The organism is Flavobacterium cucumis, from assembly GCF_900148835.1.
GTDB lineage: Bacteria > Bacteroidota > Bacteroidia > Flavobacteriales > Flavobacteriaceae > Flavobacterium > Flavobacterium cucumis.
Map to the genome: position 1 here is coordinate 513,411 of NZ_FRYK01000002.1, position 22,686 is coordinate 536,096.

The 22,686-nt window shown below is 33.4% G+C and carries 23 protein-coding genes; 6 read left to right on the top strand and 17 right to left on the bottom strand.

What is annotated here, in order from left to right; all coding sequences use genetic code 11:
* Positions 1 to 5 precede the first annotated feature (5 nt).
* The 8 genes from rplB to rpsL all read right to left on the bottom strand — a co-directional run bounded on the left by rplB (position 6) and on the right by rpsL (position 6,010).
* The gene (gene rplB, locus BUE95_RS08395) at positions 6 to 830 is read right to left on the bottom strand and encodes a 50S ribosomal protein L2 (RefSeq protein WP_073583328.1); all 825 of its coding nucleotides are present in this window, start codon (positions 828 to 830) and stop codon (positions 6 to 8) included.
* A 6-nt stretch (positions 831 to 836) separates the two neighbouring features.
* Entirely contained in the window at positions 837 to 1,127 is a 291-nt protein-coding gene (rplW, locus tag BUE95_RS08400; RefSeq protein ID WP_073583330.1) for a 50S ribosomal protein L23, read from the bottom strand.
* 7 nt (positions 1,128 to 1,134) lie between these two features.
* Positions 1,135 to 1,764, bottom strand: coding sequence for a 50S ribosomal protein L4 (gene rplD, locus BUE95_RS08405; RefSeq protein ID WP_026725642.1), 630 nt, complete (start codon positions 1,762 to 1,764; stop codon positions 1,135 to 1,137).
* Positions 1,764 to 2,381: a 50S ribosomal protein L3 gene (rplC, locus tag BUE95_RS08410; protein ID WP_073583332.1), complete on the bottom strand. Its 618-nt coding sequence runs from the start codon at positions 2,379 to 2,381 to the stop codon at positions 1,764 to 1,766. The genes rplD and rplC overlap by 1 nt, the downstream gene beginning before the upstream one ends.
* A gap of 235 nt (positions 2,382 to 2,616) precedes the next feature.
* Positions 2,617 to 2,922, bottom strand: coding sequence for a 30S ribosomal protein S10 (gene rpsJ, locus BUE95_RS08415; protein WP_008254495.1), 306 nt, complete (start codon positions 2,920 to 2,922; stop codon positions 2,617 to 2,619).
* Between the two features lie 11 nt (positions 2,923 to 2,933).
* Positions 2,934 to 5,090, bottom strand: a complete 2,157-nt coding sequence (gene fusA, locus BUE95_RS08420; RefSeq protein ID WP_073583334.1) for an elongation factor G — start codon at positions 5,088 to 5,090, stop codon at positions 2,934 to 2,936.
* An 11-nt stretch (positions 5,091 to 5,101) separates the two neighbouring features.
* The gene (gene rpsG / locus BUE95_RS08425) at positions 5,102 to 5,578 is read right to left on the bottom strand and encodes a 30S ribosomal protein S7 (protein ID WP_073583337.1); all 477 of its coding nucleotides are present in this window, start codon (positions 5,576 to 5,578) and stop codon (positions 5,102 to 5,104) included.
* A 24-nt stretch (positions 5,579 to 5,602) separates the two neighbouring features.
* Positions 5,603 to 6,010 (bottom strand): 30S ribosomal protein S12, encoded by a 408-nt coding sequence (gene rpsL / locus BUE95_RS08430; protein WP_026725646.1) that lies wholly within the window; start codon positions 6,008 to 6,010, stop codon positions 5,603 to 5,605.
* Between the two features lie 214 nt (positions 6,011 to 6,224).
* Between rpsL and BUE95_RS08435 the strand changes: the two genes are divergently transcribed.
* The 4 genes from BUE95_RS08435 to rlmB all read left to right on the top strand — a co-directional run bounded on the left by BUE95_RS08435 (position 6,225) and on the right by rlmB (position 13,439).
* Positions 6,225 to 7,886, top strand: coding sequence for a BamA/TamA family outer membrane protein (locus BUE95_RS08435; RefSeq protein ID WP_073583339.1), 1,662 nt, complete (start codon positions 6,225 to 6,227; stop codon positions 7,884 to 7,886).
* 73 nt (positions 7,887 to 7,959) lie between these two features.
* Positions 7,960 to 11,070 (top strand): SusC/RagA family TonB-linked outer membrane protein, encoded by a 3,111-nt coding sequence (locus tag BUE95_RS08440; protein ID WP_073583341.1) that lies wholly within the window; start codon positions 7,960 to 7,962, stop codon positions 11,068 to 11,070.
* An 11-nt stretch (positions 11,071 to 11,081) separates the two neighbouring features.
* A complete protein-coding gene (locus BUE95_RS08445; RefSeq protein WP_073583534.1) occupies positions 11,082 to 12,623 on the top strand; it encodes a RagB/SusD family nutrient uptake outer membrane protein in 1,542 nt (513 codons plus the stop codon).
* Between the two features lie 78 nt (positions 12,624 to 12,701).
* Positions 12,702 to 13,439 carry a 23S rRNA (guanosine(2251)-2'-O)-methyltransferase RlmB gene (gene rlmB, locus BUE95_RS08450; protein ID WP_073583343.1) on the top strand — a complete coding sequence of 246 codons (738 nt, stop codon included), beginning with the start codon at positions 12,702 to 12,704 and terminating at the stop codon, positions 13,437 to 13,439.
* 81 nt (positions 13,440 to 13,520) lie between these two features.
* Here the strand turns inward: rlmB and BUE95_RS08455 are convergent, their stop codons facing one another.
* Positions 13,521 to 14,273, bottom strand: a complete 753-nt coding sequence (locus BUE95_RS08455; RefSeq protein WP_073583345.1) for a rhomboid family intramembrane serine protease — start codon at positions 14,271 to 14,273, stop codon at positions 13,521 to 13,523.
* Positions 14,274 to 14,345: 72 nt separating this feature from the next.
* Between BUE95_RS08455 and BUE95_RS08460 the strand changes: the two genes are divergently transcribed.
* Positions 14,346 to 15,623: a replication-associated recombination protein A gene (locus BUE95_RS08460; protein WP_073583347.1), complete on the top strand. Its 1,278-nt coding sequence runs from the start codon at positions 14,346 to 14,348 to the stop codon at positions 15,621 to 15,623.
* Between the two features lie 15 nt (positions 15,624 to 15,638).
* Here the strand turns inward: BUE95_RS08460 and BUE95_RS08465 are convergent, their stop codons facing one another.
* The 8 genes from BUE95_RS08465 to radC form a co-directional block, all read right to left on the bottom strand.
* Positions 15,639 to 16,340, bottom strand: a complete 702-nt coding sequence (locus tag BUE95_RS08465; RefSeq protein WP_073583349.1) for a hypothetical protein — start codon at positions 16,338 to 16,340, stop codon at positions 15,639 to 15,641.
* A 2-nt stretch (positions 16,341 to 16,342) separates the two neighbouring features.
* On the bottom strand, positions 16,343 to 17,035 hold the full coding sequence (locus BUE95_RS08470; protein WP_073583351.1) for a YjjG family noncanonical pyrimidine nucleotidase: 693 nt from the start codon (positions 17,033 to 17,035) through the stop codon (positions 16,343 to 16,345).
* A gap of 174 nt (positions 17,036 to 17,209) precedes the next feature.
* Positions 17,210 to 17,698 (bottom strand): hypothetical protein, encoded by a 489-nt coding sequence (locus BUE95_RS08475; RefSeq protein WP_073583353.1) that lies wholly within the window; start codon positions 17,696 to 17,698, stop codon positions 17,210 to 17,212.
* Positions 17,691 to 18,950 carry an ABC transporter permease gene (locus BUE95_RS08480; RefSeq protein ID WP_073583355.1) on the bottom strand — a complete coding sequence of 420 codons (1,260 nt, stop codon included), beginning with the start codon at positions 18,948 to 18,950 and terminating at the stop codon, positions 17,691 to 17,693. Before BUE95_RS08480 ends, BUE95_RS08475 begins: the two co-directional genes overlap by 8 nt.
* A complete protein-coding gene (locus BUE95_RS08485; protein ID WP_073583357.1) occupies positions 18,947 to 19,576 on the bottom strand; it encodes an ABC transporter ATP-binding protein in 630 nt (209 codons plus the stop codon). The genes BUE95_RS08480 and BUE95_RS08485 overlap by 4 nt, the downstream gene beginning before the upstream one ends.
* A gap of 114 nt (positions 19,577 to 19,690) precedes the next feature.
* Positions 19,691 to 20,359, bottom strand: coding sequence for a superoxide dismutase (locus BUE95_RS08490; protein ID WP_073583359.1), 669 nt, complete (start codon positions 20,357 to 20,359; stop codon positions 19,691 to 19,693).
* Positions 20,360 to 20,602: 243 nt separating this feature from the next.
* Positions 20,603 to 21,007, bottom strand: coding sequence for a GxxExxY protein (locus BUE95_RS08495; protein WP_073583361.1), 405 nt, complete (start codon positions 21,005 to 21,007; stop codon positions 20,603 to 20,605).
* 37 nt (positions 21,008 to 21,044) lie between these two features.
* Complete coding sequence (radC, locus tag BUE95_RS08500; RefSeq protein ID WP_073583363.1) at positions 21,045 to 21,728, bottom strand: RadC family protein; 684 nt, start codon at positions 21,726 to 21,728, stop codon at positions 21,045 to 21,047.
* A 259-nt stretch (positions 21,729 to 21,987) separates the two neighbouring features.
* On the opposite strand from radC, the gene BUE95_RS08505 reads away from it, so the two are divergent.
* Positions 21,988 to 22,629, top strand: a complete 642-nt coding sequence (locus BUE95_RS08505) for a DUF1287 domain-containing protein (RefSeq protein ID WP_073583535.1) — start codon at positions 21,988 to 21,990, stop codon at positions 22,627 to 22,629.
* The last annotated feature ends 57 nt before the right edge of the window (positions 22,630 to 22,686 follow it).

Genomic DNA, 22,686 nt, shown 5'->3' on the forward strand with positions numbered 1-22,686 from the left:
TCTAATTATTTCTTTCTACGTTCTACAATATACTTATTACTCGGGTTAACTTTAGAACGAGTTCTATAACCTTTAGCAGGTAAACCTTTTCTTGAACGTGGGTGACCTCCAGATGAACGTCCTTCTCCACCTCCCATTGGGTGATCAACTGGGTTCATTGCTACTGGTCTTGTTCTAGGTCTTCTACCTAACCATCTTGATCTACCAGCTTTACCTGATACGATTAATTGGTGGTCTGAGTTAGAAACAGCTCCAATTGTAGCCATACATGTCAACAAGATCAATCTTGTTTCTCCAGAAGGCATTTTAATTGTTGCATATTTTCCATCTCTAGCCATCAACTGAGCAAAAGTTCCTGCCGAACGAGCGATTACAGCTCCTTGACCTGGTCTTAATTCGATACACGAAATAACAGTTCCTAGAGGAATTTTACTTAAAGGCATAGCATTTCCAATTTCCGGAGATGCTTCTTCACCAGAAACTACGGTTTGTCCAACTTGTAATCCATTTTGAGCTATGATGTAAGTTTTAGCTCCATCTGCATAGTACAATAACGAAATAAAAGCGGAACGATTTGGATCATACTCGATTGTTTTTACTGTAGCCGGAATACCAACTTTAGTTCTTTTAAAATCAATGATACGATACTTTTGTTTGTGACCACCGCCTGTATAACGCATGGTCATTTTTCCTTGACTATTTCTACCTCCAGAGTTTTTTTTCGGTGCGATCAAAGAACGCTCCGGCTTATCAGTTGTAATAGTGTCAAAGCTATTAACAACTCTAAATCGCTGACCCGGGGTAATAGGTTTTAATTTTCTAACTGACATTTTCTATTAGATATTAGTATAAAAATCTATTGTTTCTCCCTCTTGAACTTGAACAACTGCTTTCTTGTAAGCATTTGTTTTTCCACTGATTAAACCACTTTTAGTATATTTAACACTTCTATCAGCTCTGTAGTTCATAGTATTAACTGCAACAACATTCACACCAAAAGTAGCTTCAATAGCATTTTTGATTTGAATTTTATTAGCAGTTTTTGCAACTACAAAACCAAAACGGTTAAAAATTTCACCATCTTTAGTTATTTTCTCAGTTATAATAGGCTTAATTATGATGCTCATAATCTTATTATTTACTTAAATTAGCTTCAATTCCATCTACAGCACCTTCTAAAAGAACCAAACTTTTTGCATTTAAAATTGCATAAGTACTTAATTCTGAAGTGGTTACAACGCTAGACGCCTTTAAATTGCGTGACGACAAATATACGTTTTTATTTGTATCGCCCAACACAAATAAAGATTTTTTATTCTCTAACCCTAAAGCTTTCAATACGTTAATGAAATTTTTAGTGTTTGGTGTTTCAAATGTAAAATCTTCAACTACCACTAAATTTGACTCATTTACTTTTAAAGATAATGCTGATTTACGAGCTAATCTTTTTAAGTTTTTGTTCAATTTAAATGAATAGCTTCTTGGTCTTGGTCCAAAAACTGTACCCCCACCTTTAAACAATGGATTTTTAGCAGATCCAGCACGAGCCGTACCTGTCCCTTTTTGCTTTTTAATTTTACGAGTACTACCCGCAACCTCAGCTCTCTCTTTTGCTTTGTGAGTACCTTGTCTTTGATTAGCCAAATATTGCTTTACATCTAAGTAAACAGCATGTTTATTAGGCTCAATTGCGAAAACTGAATCAGAAAGTTGAACTTTTCTCCCAGTTTCTTTTCCGTTGATATCTAAAACTTTTACTTCCATTACTTCTGAATGATTACATAAGAGTTTTTATGACCAGGAACACAACCTTTTACTACTAAAAGATTTTTCTCACCAACCACCTTTAAAACTCTAAGGTTTTGTACTGTTACATTTTCTCCTCCAGTTCTTCCAGCCATACGCATTCCCTTGAATACTCTTGATGGATAAGACGAAGCTCCTACAGAACCAGGCGCTCTCAAACGATTATGCTGACCATGCGTAGCCTGTCCAACACCTCCAAAACCATGACGTTTTACAACCCCTTGGAATCCTTTTCCTTTTGATACACCAACAACATCAACAAATTCACCTTCAGCGAATAAGTCAACAGCGATTACATCGCCTAATTTGTACTCCTCTTCAAAACCTTTGAATTCAACGACTTTTTTCTTCGCAGCTGTTCCCGCTTTTTTAAAGTGACCTAACTCAGCTTTAATTGAACGCTTTTCAGCTTTGTCATCGAAACCTAACTGAATAGCAGAATATCCGTCTACTTCATTGGTTCTGACTTGGGTAACAACGCATGGACCACACTCGATAACTGTACAAGGAATATTTTTCCCGTTCTCATCAAAGATGCTAGTCATGCCAATTTTTCTTCCGATTAACCCAGACATATTAAACTAATTATTAATTAAACTCTTATTTATAATACAAATAGTATTCGCACACTACTCATTTTGAGGGTGCAAATATATAAATTATTTTTTAATTATCGCAAAAATAAATAGTTAAGCAAAATTTACTCAAAAAAAGAGATTTTACTAACTCAAAATGATAAGAAAAAAAACCGTAATGCTTTCACATTAACGGTTTTTATAGTATATCATTGCTTTTTTGCAATGGTGTTCATCACACTTTGATTTCTACTTCAACTCCTGAAGGTAATTCTAATTTCATTAAAGCATCGATAGTTTTAGAAGAAGAACTGTAGATATCCAACAACCTCTTGTATGAACTTAATTCGAATTGCTCTCTTGATTTTTTATTAACGTGTGGAGAACGTAATACAGTAAAAATCTTTTTGTGAGTAGGTAATGGGATTGGTCCCGTTACCACAGCACCTGTACTTTTTACAGTTTTTACAATCTTTTCTGCCGATTTATCAACCAACATGTGATCGTAAGATTTTAATTTTATTCTGATTTTTTGACTCATCTCTTTAAAAATTAAGCGTTACCTTTTGCTTTTTTGATTACAGCTTCTGAAATGTTAGAAGGTGTTTCTTCATAGTGAGAAAACTCCATTGTAGATGTAGCTCTACCAGATGATAATGTTCTTAATGTAGTAACATAACCAAACATTTCTGATAAAGGAACATTAGCTTTGATTGTTTTTGCACCATTTCTATCACCCATATCATTTACTTGTCCTCTACGACGGTTCAGGTCACCTACGATATCCCCCATATTTTCTTCCGGAGTAATAACTTCGATTTTCATGATTGGTTCAAGAATAACAGCTCCTGCAGCTTTAGCTACTTCTTTATAACCCATTTTAGCTGCTAATTCAAATGACAAAGCATCAGAATCTACAGGGTGGAATGAACCATCTAATAAAGTAACTTTTAAACTATCTACTGCATAACCAGCTAAAGGACCTTGCTTCATAGCTTCCCTAAATCCTTTTTCTACAGCAGGAATATATTCTTTTGGTACGTTACCCCCTTTTACTTCATTAACAAACTGTAATCCCATAGGAGCTTTACCGTCAACTAAATCAGCAGGTTCTAAACGGAATACAATATCACCAAATTTACCACGACCTCCCGATTGTTTTTTATAAACTTCTCTGTGTTGTGCCGCTTTAGTAAACGCTTCTTTATATTCTACTTGTGGCTCACCTTGGTTAACCTCAACTTTAAATTCACGTTTCATACGATCTACAAGAATATCTAAGTGTAACTCACCCATACCTGAAATAATCGTTTGACCTGATGCCTCATCCGTTCTAACTGTAAATGTAGGATCTTCCTCAGCTAACTTAGCTAAAGCCATACCCATTTTATCTACATCAGCTTTTGTTTTAGGCTCAATCGCAATACCAATTACAGGATCAGGGAATTTCATTGACTCAAGAATAATTGGGTGTTTTTCATCACACATTGTATCTCCAGTCTTGATATCTTTAAATCCTACAGCAGCTCCAATATCTCCAGCCTCAATATATTCGATTGGATTTTGTTTGTTAGCATGCATTTGATAGATACGAGAAATACGCTCTTTGTTTCCAGAACGCGTATTCAATATATAAGAACCAGCATCTAAACGACCTGAATAAGCACGAAAGAAAGCTAAACGACCAACATAAGGGTCTGTAGCGATTTTGAATGCTAAAGCCGCAAAAGGCTCTTTAGTATCAGGACGACGGATAATTTTCTTTTGATCTTCTTCTAACAAATCAGCATCATCAGGATGAATACCTTCGATACCTTCTTTATCTAACGGAGATGGTAAATACTTACAAACTGCATCTAACATAAATTGAACTCCTTTATTTTTAAAAGAAGATCCAGCAATCATAGGAATGATAGCCATGTCGATTGTAGCAGCTCTTAAAGCATTGTTGATTTCTTCCTCAGTAATTGAGTTTTCATCCTCCATATACTTCTCAAGTAAGTTCTCGTCGTAAGTAGCAATCTCTTCAATCAAAATTGAACGATACTGCTTCACTTCATCAACCATATCAGCTGGGATGTCAATAATATCGAAAGTTGCACCTTGAGTTTCATCATGCCATACAATAGCTTGATTTTTAACTAAGTCTACAACTCCTCTGAAATCAGCCTCTTCTCCAATTGGCAAAGTGATTGCAACTGCATTTGATTTCAACATATCTTTAACTTGCTGACATACTCCCAAGAAGTTAGAACCTTGACGGTCCATTTTATTAACGAACCCCATTCGAGGAACTCTATATTGATCAGCTAATCTCCAGTTTGTTTCAGATTGTGGCTCAACACCATCAACCGCACTAAATAAGAAAACTAAACCATCTAATACACGTAACGAACGGTTTACCTCTACTGTAAAGTCAACGTGACCAGGTGTATCAATAATGTTAAAATGATACGATTTAGACTCAGGCACAACTTTGCCCTGATTTGTTGGAAAATTCCACTCACAAGTTGTTGCAGCAGAAGTAATAGTAATACCTCTTTCTTGCTCTTGCGCCATCCAGTCCATTGTTGCAGCACCATCATGTACCTCACCAATTTTGTGCGATTTCCCTGTATAGAATAAGATACGCTCAGTTGTTGTTGTTTTACCAGCATCAATGTGAGCAGCAATTCCTATATTTCTTGTATATTTTAAATCTCTAGCCATTTCTATACGAATTAAAATCTAAAGTGAGAGAATGCTTTATTAGCATCTGCCATTTTGTGAGTATCCATTCTTTTCTTAACAGCAGCACCTTCTTCTTTAGCCGCAGCTAAGATTTCAGAAGCTAATTTACCTGCCATTGATTTTTCATTTCTTCTTCTTGCATATAGAATCATCCATTTGATAGCGTAAGAAATTTTTCTATCTGGACGAATTTGCATTGGAATTTGAAATGTAGCTCCACCCACTCTACGTGAACGAACTTCTACGTGAGGCATAACATTTGTTAATGCATCTTTCCAAATCTCTAAAGCAGATTTTTCTGCATCTTGCTTTTTAGTTTCAACGATTTCTAATGCATCATAAAAAACTTTAAAAGCTGTTGATTTTTTACCATCCCACATTAAGTTATTCACAAAACGTGTTACTAACTGATCGTTAAATTTTGGATCCGGTAAAAGGGGTCTTTTTTTGGCCGCTCTTTTTCTCATGTCTTTTCTTTAAAAGATTTTAAATTACTTTTTCTTTCCAGTTGGTGCAGGTGCTTGTCCTGGTTTTGGACGTTTTGCTCCATACTTAGATCTACGTTGTGTTCTTCCTGCAACACCAGCAGTATCTAATGCTCCACGCACGATGTGGTAACGCACACCTGGTAAATCTTTTACTCTTCCACCTCTAACTAATACTATCGAGTGCTCTTGTAGATTGTGACCTTCTCCAGGAATGTATGCATTCACCTCGTTACCGTTTGTTAAACGAACCCTAGCCACCTTTCTCATTGCTGAGTTTGGTTTTTTAGGAGTTGTTGTGTAAACACGAGTACAAACACCTCTTCTTTGAGGACAAGAATCTAAAGCAGCCGATTTACTCTTCTTAGTTATTTGGGTTCTCCCTGTTCTTACTAATTGTTGAATTGTTGGCATAATTAAATACTAAAAATTTTTACTGTTTAAAATTCCCGCTTTTTACGGGGTTGCAAATGTAAGAATTATTTTTTACTTTCCAAATCATAATTTATTAATTTTCAATACAATTACCTTTTAGTAGTGATTTGATTTATATGATGTTACAAAAAATGAAGAATATCAGACTTGAACCAATAAAATTTATTTTGCATTTTTTCGTTTCTTTACAGTTATGAAATTTATTATTCTTTTAATTGTATGCTTTTATTTCCAAATTTCGCTGGGACAAAATTTCTATTTAAAAATAGAGGGAATATCTAAAAAAGAAAACAGCACCATCGACAGCATAGAGTACAAATCCAAACACGTTTCGGTTGTACAAATTTTGGAAGAACAAAAAAGATTTGAAAACAAACTAACCAATCAAGGCTTTTTTGATTGGATACTGCTAGAACAAAAAAAAACAAACGACAGTAGTTTTATCTTCAAATATTCCTTAGGCAATTCAATAAAAAACATAACCATACACACTGGTAATCTTGCTGCCGAAGAAAAATCACTTTTACAATTAAAGAATGATACCATAACTATCATAAGTAATGAAATTGAAAATTTCATGAAAACCAAAATAAACCTATTAGAAAAAAAGGGTTATGCATTAGCAAATTTAAAACTAGCAAATCAACGAAGAATTAAAAATAGTTTAATTTCAGATTTACAACTAAAGCTAAACTCAAAAAGAAACATTACAGATATTATTATTGTCGGTTACGAAAAATTTCCAACAGGAATAAAAAAAGCAATTACAAAAAAAGCCAAGAAAGCAACTTTTAATAAGGACAATTTAAAACAAATTAATGACACCTTTAAACAGCTACAATTTGTAAACCAACTCAAATATCCTGAAATCTTATTCACCCAAGATTCGACAAAGATTTTTGTTTACATTGAAAAATCAAAACCAAATAAATTTGATGGATTTATTGGATTTTCAAACGATAACCAAAACAAATTGACTTTTAACGGATATTTGGATTTGAAATTACAAAACATTCTAAACACTGGAGAAAAATTCAATCTATATTGGAAAAACGATGGGAACCGACAAACTTCCTTTAATATTGGAACCGAATTACCATATATTTTTAAAACCCCGATTGGAATTAAAGCAAATTTGAGAATTTTTAAACAAGACTCAACTTTTCAGAATACAATTACCGACTTAAATCTAGGCTACTATTTCAATTACAATACAAAAGCTTTTATTGGCTACCAAAAATCCACTTCTATTGATATACAAAATTCAAATTCATTTCGTTTGAATGACTTTACCAATACCTTCATAACAACAAGCTTTGAATATACAGATTTTAACAACGAAAATTTCATCTTTCCAGAAAAAGCAAGAATATACTTAAAAACAGGCTTGGGTAATCGAAACATTACATCTAAAAAAACAAGTCAGTTTTTCACCCAATTAGACTTGAATTACAACTTTAACCTAAATTCAAAAAATAGCATTTATTTAAGAAATCAGACTTTCTATTTACAAAGCGATGATTATGTGATTAATGAGCTTTTTCGATTCGGAGGAATCAATTCGATTAGAGGTTTTAATGAAAATAGTTTGCAAGCCAATGCTTACTCAGGAATTTTAGCCGAATATCGTTATTTGATTGCCTCAAATTTATATTTACATTCTATTACCGATTTCGGATATTTCCAAGACAAGACCTCAAATGTAGAAGATCAATTATTTGGATTTGGATTTGGATTTGGATTATTTACCCAAAATGGGTTTTTTAATTTGGTTTACGCCAACGGGAGTACTAACAAACAAGACATAAAACTCAACAATTCAATATTTCATATTAGTTTTAAAACTATTTTTTAAAAAAAAAATGTTTTTAATTTAAAAATTAACATTTTTTTTAGATATTTGACACAAACTAACTTAAAACAAAAATATGAAATCTAAAATTTTAGGACTTTTAACACTTTTTATAGTGTTGTTTGGACAAATGATTTTTGCCCAAACCATGACAGTTTCCGGAACAGTTTCTGACAGTAATGGCGAACCAATAATTGGTGCTGCTGTTCAAGTAAAAGGAACAAAAAACGGTGTTCAAACTGACTTTAATGGAAAATACGTTATTAAAGCCAATAATTCTGAAGTTCTTATATTCAGCTATCTTGGCATGAAAACACAAGAAATCTTAATCACGTCAAACAACATTAATGTCAAAATGTTAGATGACGCAGCTCAACTAGCCGAAGTTGTTGTTGTTGGTTATGGAGTTCAAAAAAGAAGTGAAGTAACTGGATCTATTTCTAAAATTCAAGCAAAAGATATTCAAAATTTGGTTACCCCTAGTTTTGATAGTCAATTAGCCGGTAGAGCTTCAGGTGTACAAGTAACAACTAGTAATGGTATAATTGGAGAAGCACCTAGAATTAGAATTAGGGGAATTGCTTCAATTGGAAGTGGAACTTACCCCCTAATTATTGTTGATGGAATGCCAATCTATACTGGTGATTTAGGAGGTCAAGCAAGCAACAATGCCCTTGGAGACATCAACCCATCCGACATTGAATCTTTCGAAATTTTAAAGGATGGTGCTGCAACAGCAATTTATGGTTCTAGAGCTGCTAATGGAGTAATTATTATAACAACAAAAAAGGGAAAAAAAGGCTCATTAGAAGTAAATTACAATAATACAATAGGTTTTGCAAGCGCAATTAAAACCTTTGATTTATTAAAGACTAGTGATTTTTTAACTATCGCAAATGAAAAAAGAACCAATCGATCTCAAGCGCCATGGGCAATAGGTAATACATATGATACTGATTGGCAAGATGCCGTTTTAAACAATAGCGCTGCACAAATTGATCATAATTTATCATTCAATGGAGGCAGTGATAATACACGTTACTATCTATCTTTTGGATATACTGAACAAGATGGAGTAGCAAAATCCAATTCCATGGATCGTTACACTCTGAGAACTAACCTTGAACATGACGTTAATAAATGGATGAAGATCGGAGGAAATGTAGCTTTAACAAGAACTTCATATTCTGGGCTAAATACAGGTAGAAGTTCACTTTCTGGAAACATGTTTAATGCAATAAGACAACTTCCAAACACTCCAATATATAATCCAAACCACCCTACTGGTTATAATTTAGCTGGAGGAACTAACAACAATAGTTTTGTAGGACAATGGGACAATACCGATCCAGTTGGTGATAACATATCAAATATTGTTTACGTTTTAGACAACAATCGTTTCAAATCTGAAGTAAACAGAACATTAATAAACACGTTTGCATCTGCAAAAATATCTGAAAGTGTAAATTACAGAATGCAAATTGCAGTTGATAAAGCATCAACAAATGGTTTCTTATATTGGAATCCTATTCATGGAGATGGTGAAGGCTTTAGAGGTTATATTCAAAACGATAACACGGATCTAACAAGATGGAATTGGCAACATATAATAAATTACAATAAAACATTTTTCGAAAAACATAACGTTACCATAACTGCAGTTGCAGAATATCAAAAGGAAACAAACAAATCATTCTTTGGAAGAGGTAAAGGGTTACTTGATTCTTTTTACAATCAAAACTTAGTTACTGGCTCATATGAAACACAAGAATCTGGAGGTAGTGTCACTGAATCAGGAATCATGTCATATATTGGAAGATTAAATTATAATTTTGAAGAAAAATATTTTTTTCAGGCATCTATAAGAAGAGATGGAATTTCGAAATTAAGCCCTGAAACTAGATGGAATAATTTTACAGGTTTTTCTGCAGGTTGGAACATTGCCAAAGAATCATTTTTTTCCAACTTAAACAAACACATAAATGAACTAAAATTAAGAGGGTCTTATTCAGAAGTTGGAAATACAGATATCGGTTCTTACCCATATCTAGGCCTAACCTCAGCATCTCCTTATGCATCAAGTAATGGTATAGCCTTTACACAATTTGGAAATGACGCTTTATTATGGGAAACAAGTTCTAAAACCGACTTTGGTATTGACTTAGCTTTTTTCAACAATAGACTTTCCATTACAGCCGATTACTACAATAATGATATTGACGGATTAATACTTCAAGTCCCTGTTGCTCCTACCTTAGGTATCCCTAGCAATATAATAAGACAAAATATTGGATCAATGTACAATAGAGGATATGAGTTTAACGTAAATTTAAACGCTATTGATAAAGAAAAATTTAGTTGGAATATAAATGCAAATTTAACTCTTGACAAAAATAAAGTGACATCGTTACCGAATGGTCAAGATATTTTAGGAGGCACTTTTACTGATGTAAATATTGCACCAAACCTAATCATAAGAGAAGGTGAATCTTTAAATTCAATATATGGAATTAAATACTGGGGAGTTAACCCTGCAAATGGAAATCCAGTATATTACAAAGCTGACGGCTCCTTAGTTCAAGGAAACTTAAGCACTCAAACTTACAGAGTTTTCGATCCAAATAACCCAAGCGATATTTCTCAATCAGCTACATTAAACTTCAATACAGATAAAGTAATCCTAGGCAATACTTTGCCTACATACTTTGGAGGTATAACAAATACCTTCCGATATAAAAACTTAGATTTGTCATTTCTAGTTCGTTTTAGTGGTGGAAATAAAATATTCAATTCCACTGCAAGAGAATTAATGACACAAAATTTAAACAATAACAGCACGGATATTTTAGGAAGATGGCAAAGCGTTGATAATCCAGGAGATGGTATTACTCCTAGATTATGGGCTAGTACTAACACATTTACTAACCTAACTGGCCATGCTACTTCGAGATTCTTGGAAGATGGTGATTTTATTAGCTTAGATAATATTTCCTTGGGATATAATCTACCTAAAAGCCTTACAGACAAAATTCGCGTCTCTAACTTTAGATTTTTTATTCAAGCTCAAAATATGCTAATTTTCACAAAGTATAACGGTTTAAACCCTGAAATGGAAACTGGGGGTGTTGACTTGAATGGAACTCCTAGAGCTAAAATTATATCAATGGGATTGAATGTTAAACTATAAAAAAAATGAAAATGAAAAATATAAAAAAAATAGTCTATATTTCGATAATTGGACTTATTCTAACTTCGTGTTCAGAAGATTCTTTACTAGATCTTTCACCAATCAACAATATTTCTGTAAATGACGCCTTTTCTACTCCGTCTTTGATAGAGAATTCAGTAAACGGCATGTACAATGCCGCAGCTGTAGGCCAATACAATTCAACCGCTCCTAATGGAGGTCGTGGATATATTTGGGGAGCAGCTTTCGTTCAACAAAATGACAACAGAGGCGAAGACGTAGTTAATACTGCAACTTTCTACCAACTAACTTATACTGGAACATATGATGCAACTACAGCAAATAATGTTTATTATTGGGTTGATGGTTATCGATTAATAAATCGATGCAATTTAGTTATTGAAGGAGTTACTAATGCTGTTAATTCAGGTATAATAAGCAGCGCTATTGGCGATAATTATATAGGACAAGCTAAATTTTTAAGAGCAATAACTCACTTTGAATTGTTAATTCATTTTGCTAGACCTTATCAATTCAGTCCAGGAGGTAATCATCAAGGAATACCTTATAGAGAAGTAGGTGTTGACACTCAAACAGAAATTGATTCTGAATTACTAAAACCTAGAAATTCTGTATCAGAGTGTTATGATAAAGTTATAGCAGACTTAAATGAAGCTGAAAACCTTATAACCTCAACCAATTTAAATTATGCTTCAAAAAATGCTGCAATTGCATTTAAAACAAGAGTTTATTTACATAAGAGAGATTGGGACAATGTAATTACAGAAGGAAACAAATTAACATCTTATACCTTAACTCCTACTCCTGATGGTCCATTCACCAACAGTTACTCCAATACAGAGTCAATTTTCTCAATAAAACACTCAGCAGCGGTTAACCCAGGAGTAAATGGCGCATTAGCTTCACAGTACAAAAGAAGATTGTTGGTTGCTATTAGTCCAATAATTTGGAGAGATCCATCTTGGTTAGCGGATGATAAAAGAAGAGAAGAAGGAGTAATGGTACACACTTCATCTGGTAGAAAGTACACATACAAATACAAAGATGAGACTAATTATACAGATGCATCACCGGTAATACGATATGCAGAAGTACTTCTAAACATGGCTGAAGCACAAGCTAGAAAATCTTCTCCAGACCTTACAGCATCACTAAATCTTTTAAACCAAGTAAGAAACAGATCTTTAGCTGATGTAACAACTCAAGCCTATACTAGCACTAGCTTCACAAATGCAACTGCTTTAGTTGGAGCTATCTTAAAAGAGAGGAGAATCGAATTTTTAATGGAAGGTAGACGATGGGGAGATATACATAGACTTCAAGGAGACGACATGCATCCTATTGATGGAATACCTGCAAAAATAGCAAATGGAAACCCTCCAGCAGCTGATTACACACTTGGATCACCATACACAGGAGCTCTTGGAGTAGCTGCAATTCCTGGTTCTGATTTCAAATTTTTATGGCCAATACCACAAATTGAAATAAATGTTAATCCTACCTTAGCTGATCAACAAAACCCTGGGTGGTAAAATTAAATTTTTTATTGAATTAGTTATATTTCTAAAACCATCACTTTTTAAGTGATGGTTTTTCTTTATCTTTACCCCATGGAAAAAGACAACCAAATATTCGGGATTAGAGCAATAATTGAAGCAATTAACGCTAAAAAGGAAATTGATAAAGTATTCGTTCAAAAAGATGCACAAGGCGACTTGATGCAAGATTTGATGAAAACAATGAAAAGAAATAACATCAACTTCTCATACGTTCCCGTTGAAAAACTAAACCGATTAACGCCAAACAATCACCAAGGTGCTGTGGCAACCATTGCTCCTATTTCTTTTGTTTCATTAGAAACTATGGTTGAAAGTGTTATTGAAAGTGGTAAAAAACCTTTATTCCTAATTTTAGATCAATTGTCAGATGCACGTAACTTTGGCGCTATCATTAGAACAGCAGAATGCACAGGCGTTGATGGAATCATCATACAAAAACAAGGTTCAGCTCCTGTGAATGGTGATACGGTTAAAACTTCGGCTGGAGCAGTTTTTAATGTCCCAATTTGCAAAGTTGATCACATAAAAGATGCTATTTTCTATTTGCAAGGGAGCGGAATCAAGACCGTTGCTGCCACTGAAAAAACAGACCAACATATTTACGACATCAACTTCAACGAAGGTGTTGCAATCATTATGGGTAGCGAAGATAGAGGTGTTAATCCTTCAGTATTGAAAATTGTAGATGAAAAAGCAAAATTACCAATGTTTGGAACTATCGAATCGTTGAATGTTTCTGTGGCTTGCGGTGCTTTTTTGTATGAAGCCTTGAGACAGAGACTTAATTAGTCGATTTTTCAATGTGACAATGTGCCAATAGTTTTTGAGTAAATCAATTTAATTGGCTAATTAACTCATTGCCACATTGACTCATTTTTTCCCACCCAAAAACTCATACACCACTTTCATTGAAGAATTAAAATATTCTCGAATAACTTCTTCTGGTTTTGGTGGTGGAGAAAAATTTCCTTTTTCGTCAAAATTTTTCATAAACGGATCGAGTTCTGGATTGAAATCGGGTTTTTCCCATTCGTAGAAAAAAGGTTTAGAAAATTGGGGTGTTTTTAAAACTAAAGCCAAGGCTAATCCAACAAAAAATCCTGCTAAATGCCCTTCCCAAGAAATACCTTCTTTCACATTCGGAAACATGTACCAAACACTTCCACCATATAAAATTACAATGGTGAATGACAAAGCAACTAATCGGTAATATTTGGTAAAGATTCCTTTGAAGAAAATAAAACTTACTAAAACATAGATTAATCCGCTGGCGCCAATGTGGTAACTTGGCCTTCCTAACAACCAAGTTCCCAATCCTGAAAAAAGAATTCCCAAAAACAACACAACAAACGATTGTTCTTTGTAGAAATACCTCAATATTGGCAACATCACTAATAAGGCAACGGAATTATTAGCTAAATGTTCAATATCACCATGCAAAAATGGACTAAATAAAATTCCTTTTAATCCATAAACTTCTCTTGGATAAATTCCAAAATGCGACAAGTTATCTTGAAATTGCAATTCGTACCAAAAAACCGACCATAAAGTCAATACAAAAAATAACGGCAATAAAATGACCGCTTTTGTAAACTGAAAAGGATTATCGTGCTGTTTTTCCATATTGATTTGAATTCAAAGATAAAGCCAAAAATATTTCTATGCACATTTGTCATAAAATTGTAATTTTACGACATGAATCAACCATTAGCCGAACGCATTCGCCCACAACAATTATCGGATTACATCAGCCAATTGCATTTAGTTGGACCTGAGGGTTCATTAACGCAACAAATTGCCAAAGGATTAATTCCAAGTTTGATTTTATGGGGACCACCAGGAACTGGAAAAACCACCTTAGCTCAAATCATGGCACAAGAAAGCAAACGTCCGTTTTACCAACTGAGTGCGATACATTCTGGCGTGAAAGACATTCGTGAGGTAATTGAAAAAGCGAAACAAAGCAGTGGTTTATTTACAGCCAAAAATCCCATTTTATTTATTGATGAGATTCATCGTTTTAGCAAATCACAACAAGATTCTTTGTTGGCAGCAGTGGAAAAAGGTTGGGTAACATTGATTGGTGCGACGACTGAAAATCCTAGTTTTGAAGTCATTCCCGCTTTATTGTCAAGATGTCAGGTTTATGTTTTGAACGCGTTTACCAAAGACGATTTAGAAGCCTTATTGCATCGTGCAATGAAAACCGATGTAGAACTTCAAAATAAAAATATCCAATTAAAAGAAACCGAAGCTTTATTGCGACTTTCGGGTGGTGATGGTAGAAAGTTATTGAATATTTTTGAATTGGTAATTAATGCAACCGAAAGCGATACCATTGAAATTACAAATGAAAAAGTAATGCAATTGGTGCAAAAAAACACAGTGTTGTATGACAAAACGGGTGAACAACATTATGATATTGTTTCCGCATTCATCAAATCAATTCGTGGAAGTGACCCAAATGGCGCGGTGTATTGGTTAGCCCGAATGATTGAAGGTGGCGAAGATGTAAAATTCATCGCCCGAAGAATGCTAATTTTAGCCAGTGAAGATATAGGAAATGCGAATCCAACAGCTTTGATTATGGCAAATAATACGTTTCAAGCCGTAACCACCATTGGTTACCCTGAAAGTCGAATTATTTTGAGTCAGTGTGCTATTTATTTAGCAACATCGCCTAAAAGCAATGCAAGTTATATAGCCATCGGAAAAGCGCAACAAATGGTGAAACAAACTGGAGATTTATCAGTTCCCATTCATTTACGAAACGCACCAACTAAATTAATGAAGGAATTAGGCTACGGAGAAGAATACAAATACGCGCACGACTTCCCAAACAACTTTGCCGAACAAGAATTTTTACCAACCGAAATTTCGGAAACTAAATTCTTTGAACCTGGTGAAAACGCGCGTGAAAAAGAATTACGTCAGTTTTTAAAGAATCGTTGGAAGGATAAATACGGGTATTAACTTCATATTCCATTTTTAAAACTTGACGTCCACTACTTCTGAAATTAAATTCTCTCCCTCATAATGTTCAAATAACCATTGATCATTTTTCTTTATAAAAACACCTTTAATTTCTCCTTTAATAGCTAAAAAAACGAAATTATCAGAAGTTTTATATAGTAAAAAAACAGTTTCGGGCTTTTCATTTACTAATTTATACCCCGTGGATGTTGTAATTGCAAAAAGACGGTATGGAAGTTCCTTTGATTTTGAAACAACCTCTTTTCCAGATTTTAAAATCAAGTCCTTATTAGAATCAGATTTTTTAAAATCCAGTTTACTCTTAATGGAATTTAGAGCCTTACCAAAAGCTTCATTAAATGCTTTCTTGTAATCCTTTTCTCTACTAGTACCTAATTCACTTTTTATAAGAACATTATTGGAACAATCCTTAACTTCAAAATATACTTTAGTTAAAAAAAGAGAACTCTCTTCGAAAGCATCTACATAAATTGATGCACATCGATTCTCAGATAATTCATCAGGTAAAATATCACTGTTGAAATACACTTCAAAGCCTTGGTTTTCAAAGAAAGATTTAGTTATCACGTTTAAGTCATATTTATTTTCCTCTTTAAAAAAATTGAATTTTTTTGGGATGATAGCGTATTTATAACTTTCTTGAGCAAAAGAAAGACAATTAACCAATAAAACAATTAATAAAACTAATTTCTTCATAACTACAATACATTTTTTAAATCTAATAGATGCTTTACTTGAAAAACCGGATAATCTACCTGTAAATTATGTTCATTAAAAAAAACAGCTTCTATCCCAGCTGCTTGAGCACCAATGATATCAGCCTCATAACTATCACCTATCATTAAACTCTCTTCTTTTGAGGCATTTGCCAAAGATAAAGCAAAATCAAATATGTTTTTATGTGGTTTTTTTACTCCTGCCATTTCGGAATTTGTTATGCTTTCAAAATAATGATCAATTTTTGAATTCTTTATTTTTCTGGCTTGTACCGATGCAAAACCATTGGTAATTATATGCAATTGATATTTAGGTTTTAAATAATCTAACAGCTCAATAGCACCATCAAAAAGATGATTGTACTTAGGTAGATACTCGATGTACTGTTCCGATAAATGATGTATCATTTTATCAGAAACTTCAAATTGTAATGCATCAAAAACATCTTTTAAGCGATAATAACGTAAATCATTATGTGAAATCTGATTGTCTTGATACAATTTCCAATAATATTGATTTCTTGGAATATAAATATTGAGAAAATCCGATAATTCAATATCAAAACCTTGTTGTTTGAAAATGGCATCAAATGCAAAGCCTGAATTTTTATCAAAATCCCAAAGGGTATGATCTAAATCGAAAAAGAGATGTTTTTTATGATGAAATGATTTCATTTTATTTTTAACCACAAATTTCACAAATTGTCATCAATTTTGAATTTCGAGAAAGTTTTAATTTACTATAGATTTCTTGTCCTTATGATTGTTACAACCCCGATGGGAGCAACATCTTATATAGCATATAGTAGTTACAAACCATTAAAAAATCCAAATGATTGGGCTTCAAAATTAATTACTTTGAGATATGATTACGGCGTCTTCGATATGGTAAATCCAATCCTCAACATCAGTCTCATTATACCTAAAAGTTCCTTTTAAAGTAACGTAAGTATCGGTTTTTAATTTTGGGGTTGCCCCTTTAAATTTAATACCAGCAATAGTTTCAGGTCCAGATTTCCCACAAAAGAAACAAGCAGCAAAAACGTTTTTACTCAAAGCATAGCTTTTATTATCGATTGGCACTATAAAACCACTCATGTAAACCGTTTTCTTTTGCATCGCTTTTAACTTCATATTTACTTGTGGAAATTCCACTTCTCCATAAGTAGCATGTTTTTTTCTAGTATATTTAATGTCACCCAAAATTTTCCATGTTAAAGTATCGTTAGCTACAGAGGTATCAAAAGTAGATTTTAGAGTTGTAGTCTTAGAATCTGTGAAGCTCATTAATGATATGAATACCACGAAAGCTAAACTTAATTTAATGTAATTACGCATTGGTTAATGTTTTTGAAATGTTTAAATTATAAGCTTTTACGGCAGGAATTAATGCTGCAATAAAGCCTACAAATATAGTTAGTAAAAATAAAGTCCCTTCTTTTTCCCATATAAATTCGTATGGATCAAAACTCATTTTGAAATCTTCTTCGGCTGAGTTGGACAACACACTTAATCCTACTCTCCCTAAAATCGTACCAAAAATAAATCCAACCACACATAAAAGCAAACTTTCAATCATTACAACTTTTAAAAGCTGTAATCTTTTGGCTCCGTTCACACGCATTAAGGCAAATTCGTTTTCGCGTTCTTTCAATGTATTATATAGAGCTATAAAAATAGAAATCCCAGAAATCAGCATGATTCCATATGCCAAATATTGCAGGGCTGAAATCCCAATTCCAAATAAGGAAAACAAACGATTCACTTCAATTGCAGGAGAAGCAACTTGCATTTTAGTATTTTGCGCAATGATTCTTGGCCAGGTTACAATTCCCATTTTATTGCGGAATTTTAGTAAAACAGCTGTGATTTCCATTCCAGGTTCATCTAGAGTCATATCCGCTTCTTTGTGATGTTCTTCTCCTTCTATATGAACATGACCTTCTTCTCCATGAGCGGGATTTTCTTCTTCACCATGACTTCCGTGCATTTGCCAAACACTTGGAATTGTGCACAGAATCAAATTATCTACTACTTTTCCTGTTGGTTTTGCAATTCCGACAACTTTGTATTCGTAATGATCATGAACTTCTCCTTCCGCAGCATCACCATGAGAACCGAAAAACGCATCTCCAATTTTTAAACTTAATTTTTGAGCGATATCACTACCGATCACAACTTCGAAATTCTTTTCGAAAAGCTTTCCTTCTGAAATTTCTGCACCATATTTTTCTAAATAATCAGGTGTTGTTCCTAAGATTTTATAACCCCGATAATTATCCCCAAAAGCTAATGGAATAGCTTTTTGAACAAACGGATGTTGCATCCAAACTTTTGCCGAATCATAGCTAATATTTCCTGTTGGAGAATCTACCTGGTAAACCGAAGATAATATCAATTGCAACGGACTTCCTTGCGCTCCCATTACCAAATCTACTCCATCTATATTGCTTGAGAATTTCTCTTCAAATTGTTTTTCGACCAAAACTAAAGTCGTAATAATTGCAACACTAGAGGTTAGCAAAACAACACTCAAGATGGTATTTAATGGTTTGAACCATATATTTTTCCATGCTAATTTTGCTATCATATCAAGGTAATTTTATTGATAAATCGTTCTTTAATTCGGTTGTCGTGCGTAACGATTAGTAAAGCTGCTTTGTATTCTTTTGATAAAAAAGTTAGCAATTCGATTACTTTTTCCGCATTTTTATCGTCTAAACTAGATGTGGGTTCATCTGCTAACAAGACTTTTGGTTCGTTCATCAACGCGCGGGCAATTGAAACACGTTGTTGTTGCCCAATACTTAACTGCGAAGGCAATTTAAACGCCTGGTTTTCAATTCCCAATTGTTCTAATAATTTCTTAGCTCGCTTCGTATGTTTTTTCCCCGTAGCTAACCAACTTGCCATTTCTAAATTTTCTAAAACGGTTAAAGCACCAATAAAATGGGATTTTTGAAAAACTACACCAATGTGCTTTCCGCGAAATGTATCAGTTGCTTTTTCAGAAAGTAATACAATATTGGTTTTATCGATTTCGATTTCACCTGTTTTTGGCTTTAACAAACCTGCTAAAATATGCAAATACGTAGTTTTCCCTTTACCAGAATCTCCTGTTATTAAAATAGTATTGCCAGCTTCACAATACAAATCAGGAAAAATAAACTCCTGTGTTTTATTGTAAGAAAATCGTATGTTTTTAGTACTAATCATTCTTCTAATTATACGGTATTAAAATGCAAATCTCATATTCGAAAAACAAGAAGAAAACCTTGCTTCAAAAAAAGTAACAAGGTTTTAATATATTGCTTTTATTGTAAAACATCGCTATTGTTTAATTGCAGCAGCATATCTTTTACTCACTTCAGTCCAATTCACCACACTCCACAAAGCCGATAAATAATCACCTCTTTTGTTTTGATATTTTAAATAATAAGCATGCTCCCAAACATCAATTCCGAAAATTGGTGTTCCTTTCACTTCAGCAACATCCATTAATGGATTATCTTGATTTGGAGTTGAACTCACTACTAATTTTCCTTCTTTAGTCACAACCAACCAAGCCCAACCTGAACCAAAACGACTTGCTCCTGCTGCATTCAATTTTTCTTTCAATCCGTCTAAACTTCCAAAAGTTTCATTTACCGCTTTTTCTAACTCAGCCGACATTTTAGTGTTTTTCTCAGGTGTTAAAACTGACCAAAACAACTCATGGTTATAATGTCCGCCACCGTTATTACGAACTGCTACTGGCATAGTAGAAATCTTTGCAAAAATTTCATTCAAGCTTAATTTTTCATCCGCAGTTCCTGCTAATGCTGTATTTAGATTTTTAACATAAGCTGCATGATGCTTGCTGTAATGAATTTCCATAGTTTGTGCATCTACAAATGGCTCCAAAGCATTATAAGCATAAGGTAAAGCTTTTTGTGTAAACTGCGCCGAAGCAGTAAGAGTTACCAAAAGTGTCGCTACTAAAAGTTTTATGTTTTTCATAATATTTTAATTTTTGATAAAAATACGGCTTATCGATTAGATAAAAAATTAAGAATTCTTAAAATTTCCATAATTATTGGTTTAAACGCAAAGAGCGTTAAGTTTTTTCGCAAAGTTCGCTAAGGAAAAATTAATTAAGAACTATGTGCCTATGTGTTTAATTGTTTTTTTTAAACACATAGCCACATAAGTTTATGTTAGCGTGTAAAAGCCGTTTCACTCTGACAATAGATAAGCATAGCTTTATGGTAAATTTCTGTAGATTTCATTTACGAATGTTTTTTGTCCTTCTTTGAAAATATTTTTACAATAAAAATTTATCAAAATTCCTTTTGGAGCATTGAGTAAATTCATATAAGTCAAAATTTGAGAATCAAAAACTTTATGCACTTCTACAGTAGATTTTAATTCTACTACAATAAGGTTTTCGATATACAAATCGCATCTTAAATTAGCTTCTAACTGATTTCCTTTGTAAATAATTGGCACTATTTTCTCTGTGTGAAAATTTATTTTCCTCAATCGCAACTCTTCTTTCATACATTCATGATAAACCGATTCTAACAAACCCGCTCCCAAATTTTTATGCACTTCAATTGCCGCTCCAATTATCTGAAACCACAAATTATCAATATCCTTTTTTGTCATAATAAAAAAACTATGTGACTATGTGTTTCAAAAAAAATCAAAAAATCCCTTCATCCTGAAAACTCAAATAGCCATTTTCGGTAATGATGATGTGATCTAAAACTTGAATTTCTAATGTTTGTCCTGCTTCTTTGATGCGCTTAGTGATTTTCAAATCGGCTTCACTAGCAATTAATTTTCCTGAGGGATGATTATGTGACAGAATTAAACCAGTTGCATTTTGTTCGAATGCTATTTTGAAGATTATGCGAATATCAACAACTGTTCCTGTAATTCCGCCTTTTGAGAGTTGGGCTTTGTAGATGACTTTATTGGAATTATTGAGATACAATACCCAAAATTCTTCATGAGGCAATTCACCAATGATGGGTTGCATAATATCGAAAACCGCTTTGCTGGAAGTGATTTTTTTGAGTTCGACAGCTTCCTCAGCTCTTCGTCTTCTACCTAATTCTAAAGCGGCGGCGATAGAAATAGCTTTAGCTTCACCAATTCCTTTAAATTGCATGAGTTGGGCAACCGACATTTTTCCTAAAGTATTCAGATTGTTTTCAGAGGAAGCTAAAATGCGTTGACACAGTTGCACCGCACTCTCATTTCGAGAACCGGAACCAATTAAAATAGCGAGTAATTCGGAATCAGATAAGGTAGATTTACCTTTTAGAAGAAATTTTTCACGTGGGCGATCGTCTTCAGCCCATTGGTTGATTGGCGTGTACATAAAATTTTATTTTGGCGTTTATAAAAACAAAGCTAATTAAAAATTCTAAAAAATAAAAAAAATCTAAACTTTTACCACATAGAAACATAGGTTTGCTTTTCATTTAATTAGGCATTTTATTTTAGATAGGTTACAGAGAAACTAAATGAATCAATTTATTGACTATGAAATTCTTATTTTTCTATGTTTCTATGTGGTTTTTAAAACCTTCAAAATAAATGGCTCAAAAATTGCGTTTGAAATAATAAAATGCAAAAATATGAAACTATTTATTCCTCTACTTTTAATCTGCTTTTCTTTTGGATGTAAAAAATCTGAAACTTTTGCAGAAAACGTATCTGAATCAAAACCCAAAACTCAACTCATTGAAAACCCAACCGATTTCTATGAAAAGTTATCCAATGCAGCGATTTCAATAATTGATCCTGAAGTGGTTTACACGCCGGCTTATGTTGGGATAAAATATCCAAATGGTGATGTTCCTGCAAAAACTGGGGTTTGTACTGATGTGGTGATTCGTGCGTATCGAAAATTAGGAATAGATTTACAGAAAGAAGTTCATGAAGATATGAAAGCTAATTTTTCTTTGTATCCGAATTTAAAAAAATGGGGAATGAAATCTACTGATAAAAACATCGACCACCGAAGAGTTCCTAATTTAGAAGTTTTCTTTTCACGAAAAGGAACAACTTTACCGATTACACAAAATCCTAAAGATTACAAAACAGGTGATTTGGTTACTTGGATGATTGGAGATAAACTACCCCATATTGGTATAGTAACGCATATCAAATCAGAAAATGGTAACCCTATGATTGTCCACAACGTAGGAAGCGGACAAGTTTTAGAAGATTGTTTGCTTGATTGGAAAATTGTGGGACATTATAAATACAGTAATTAGACAATTTTCAATGTGCCAATTATATCTCGAGAAAAATTGACACATTGACTAATTAGC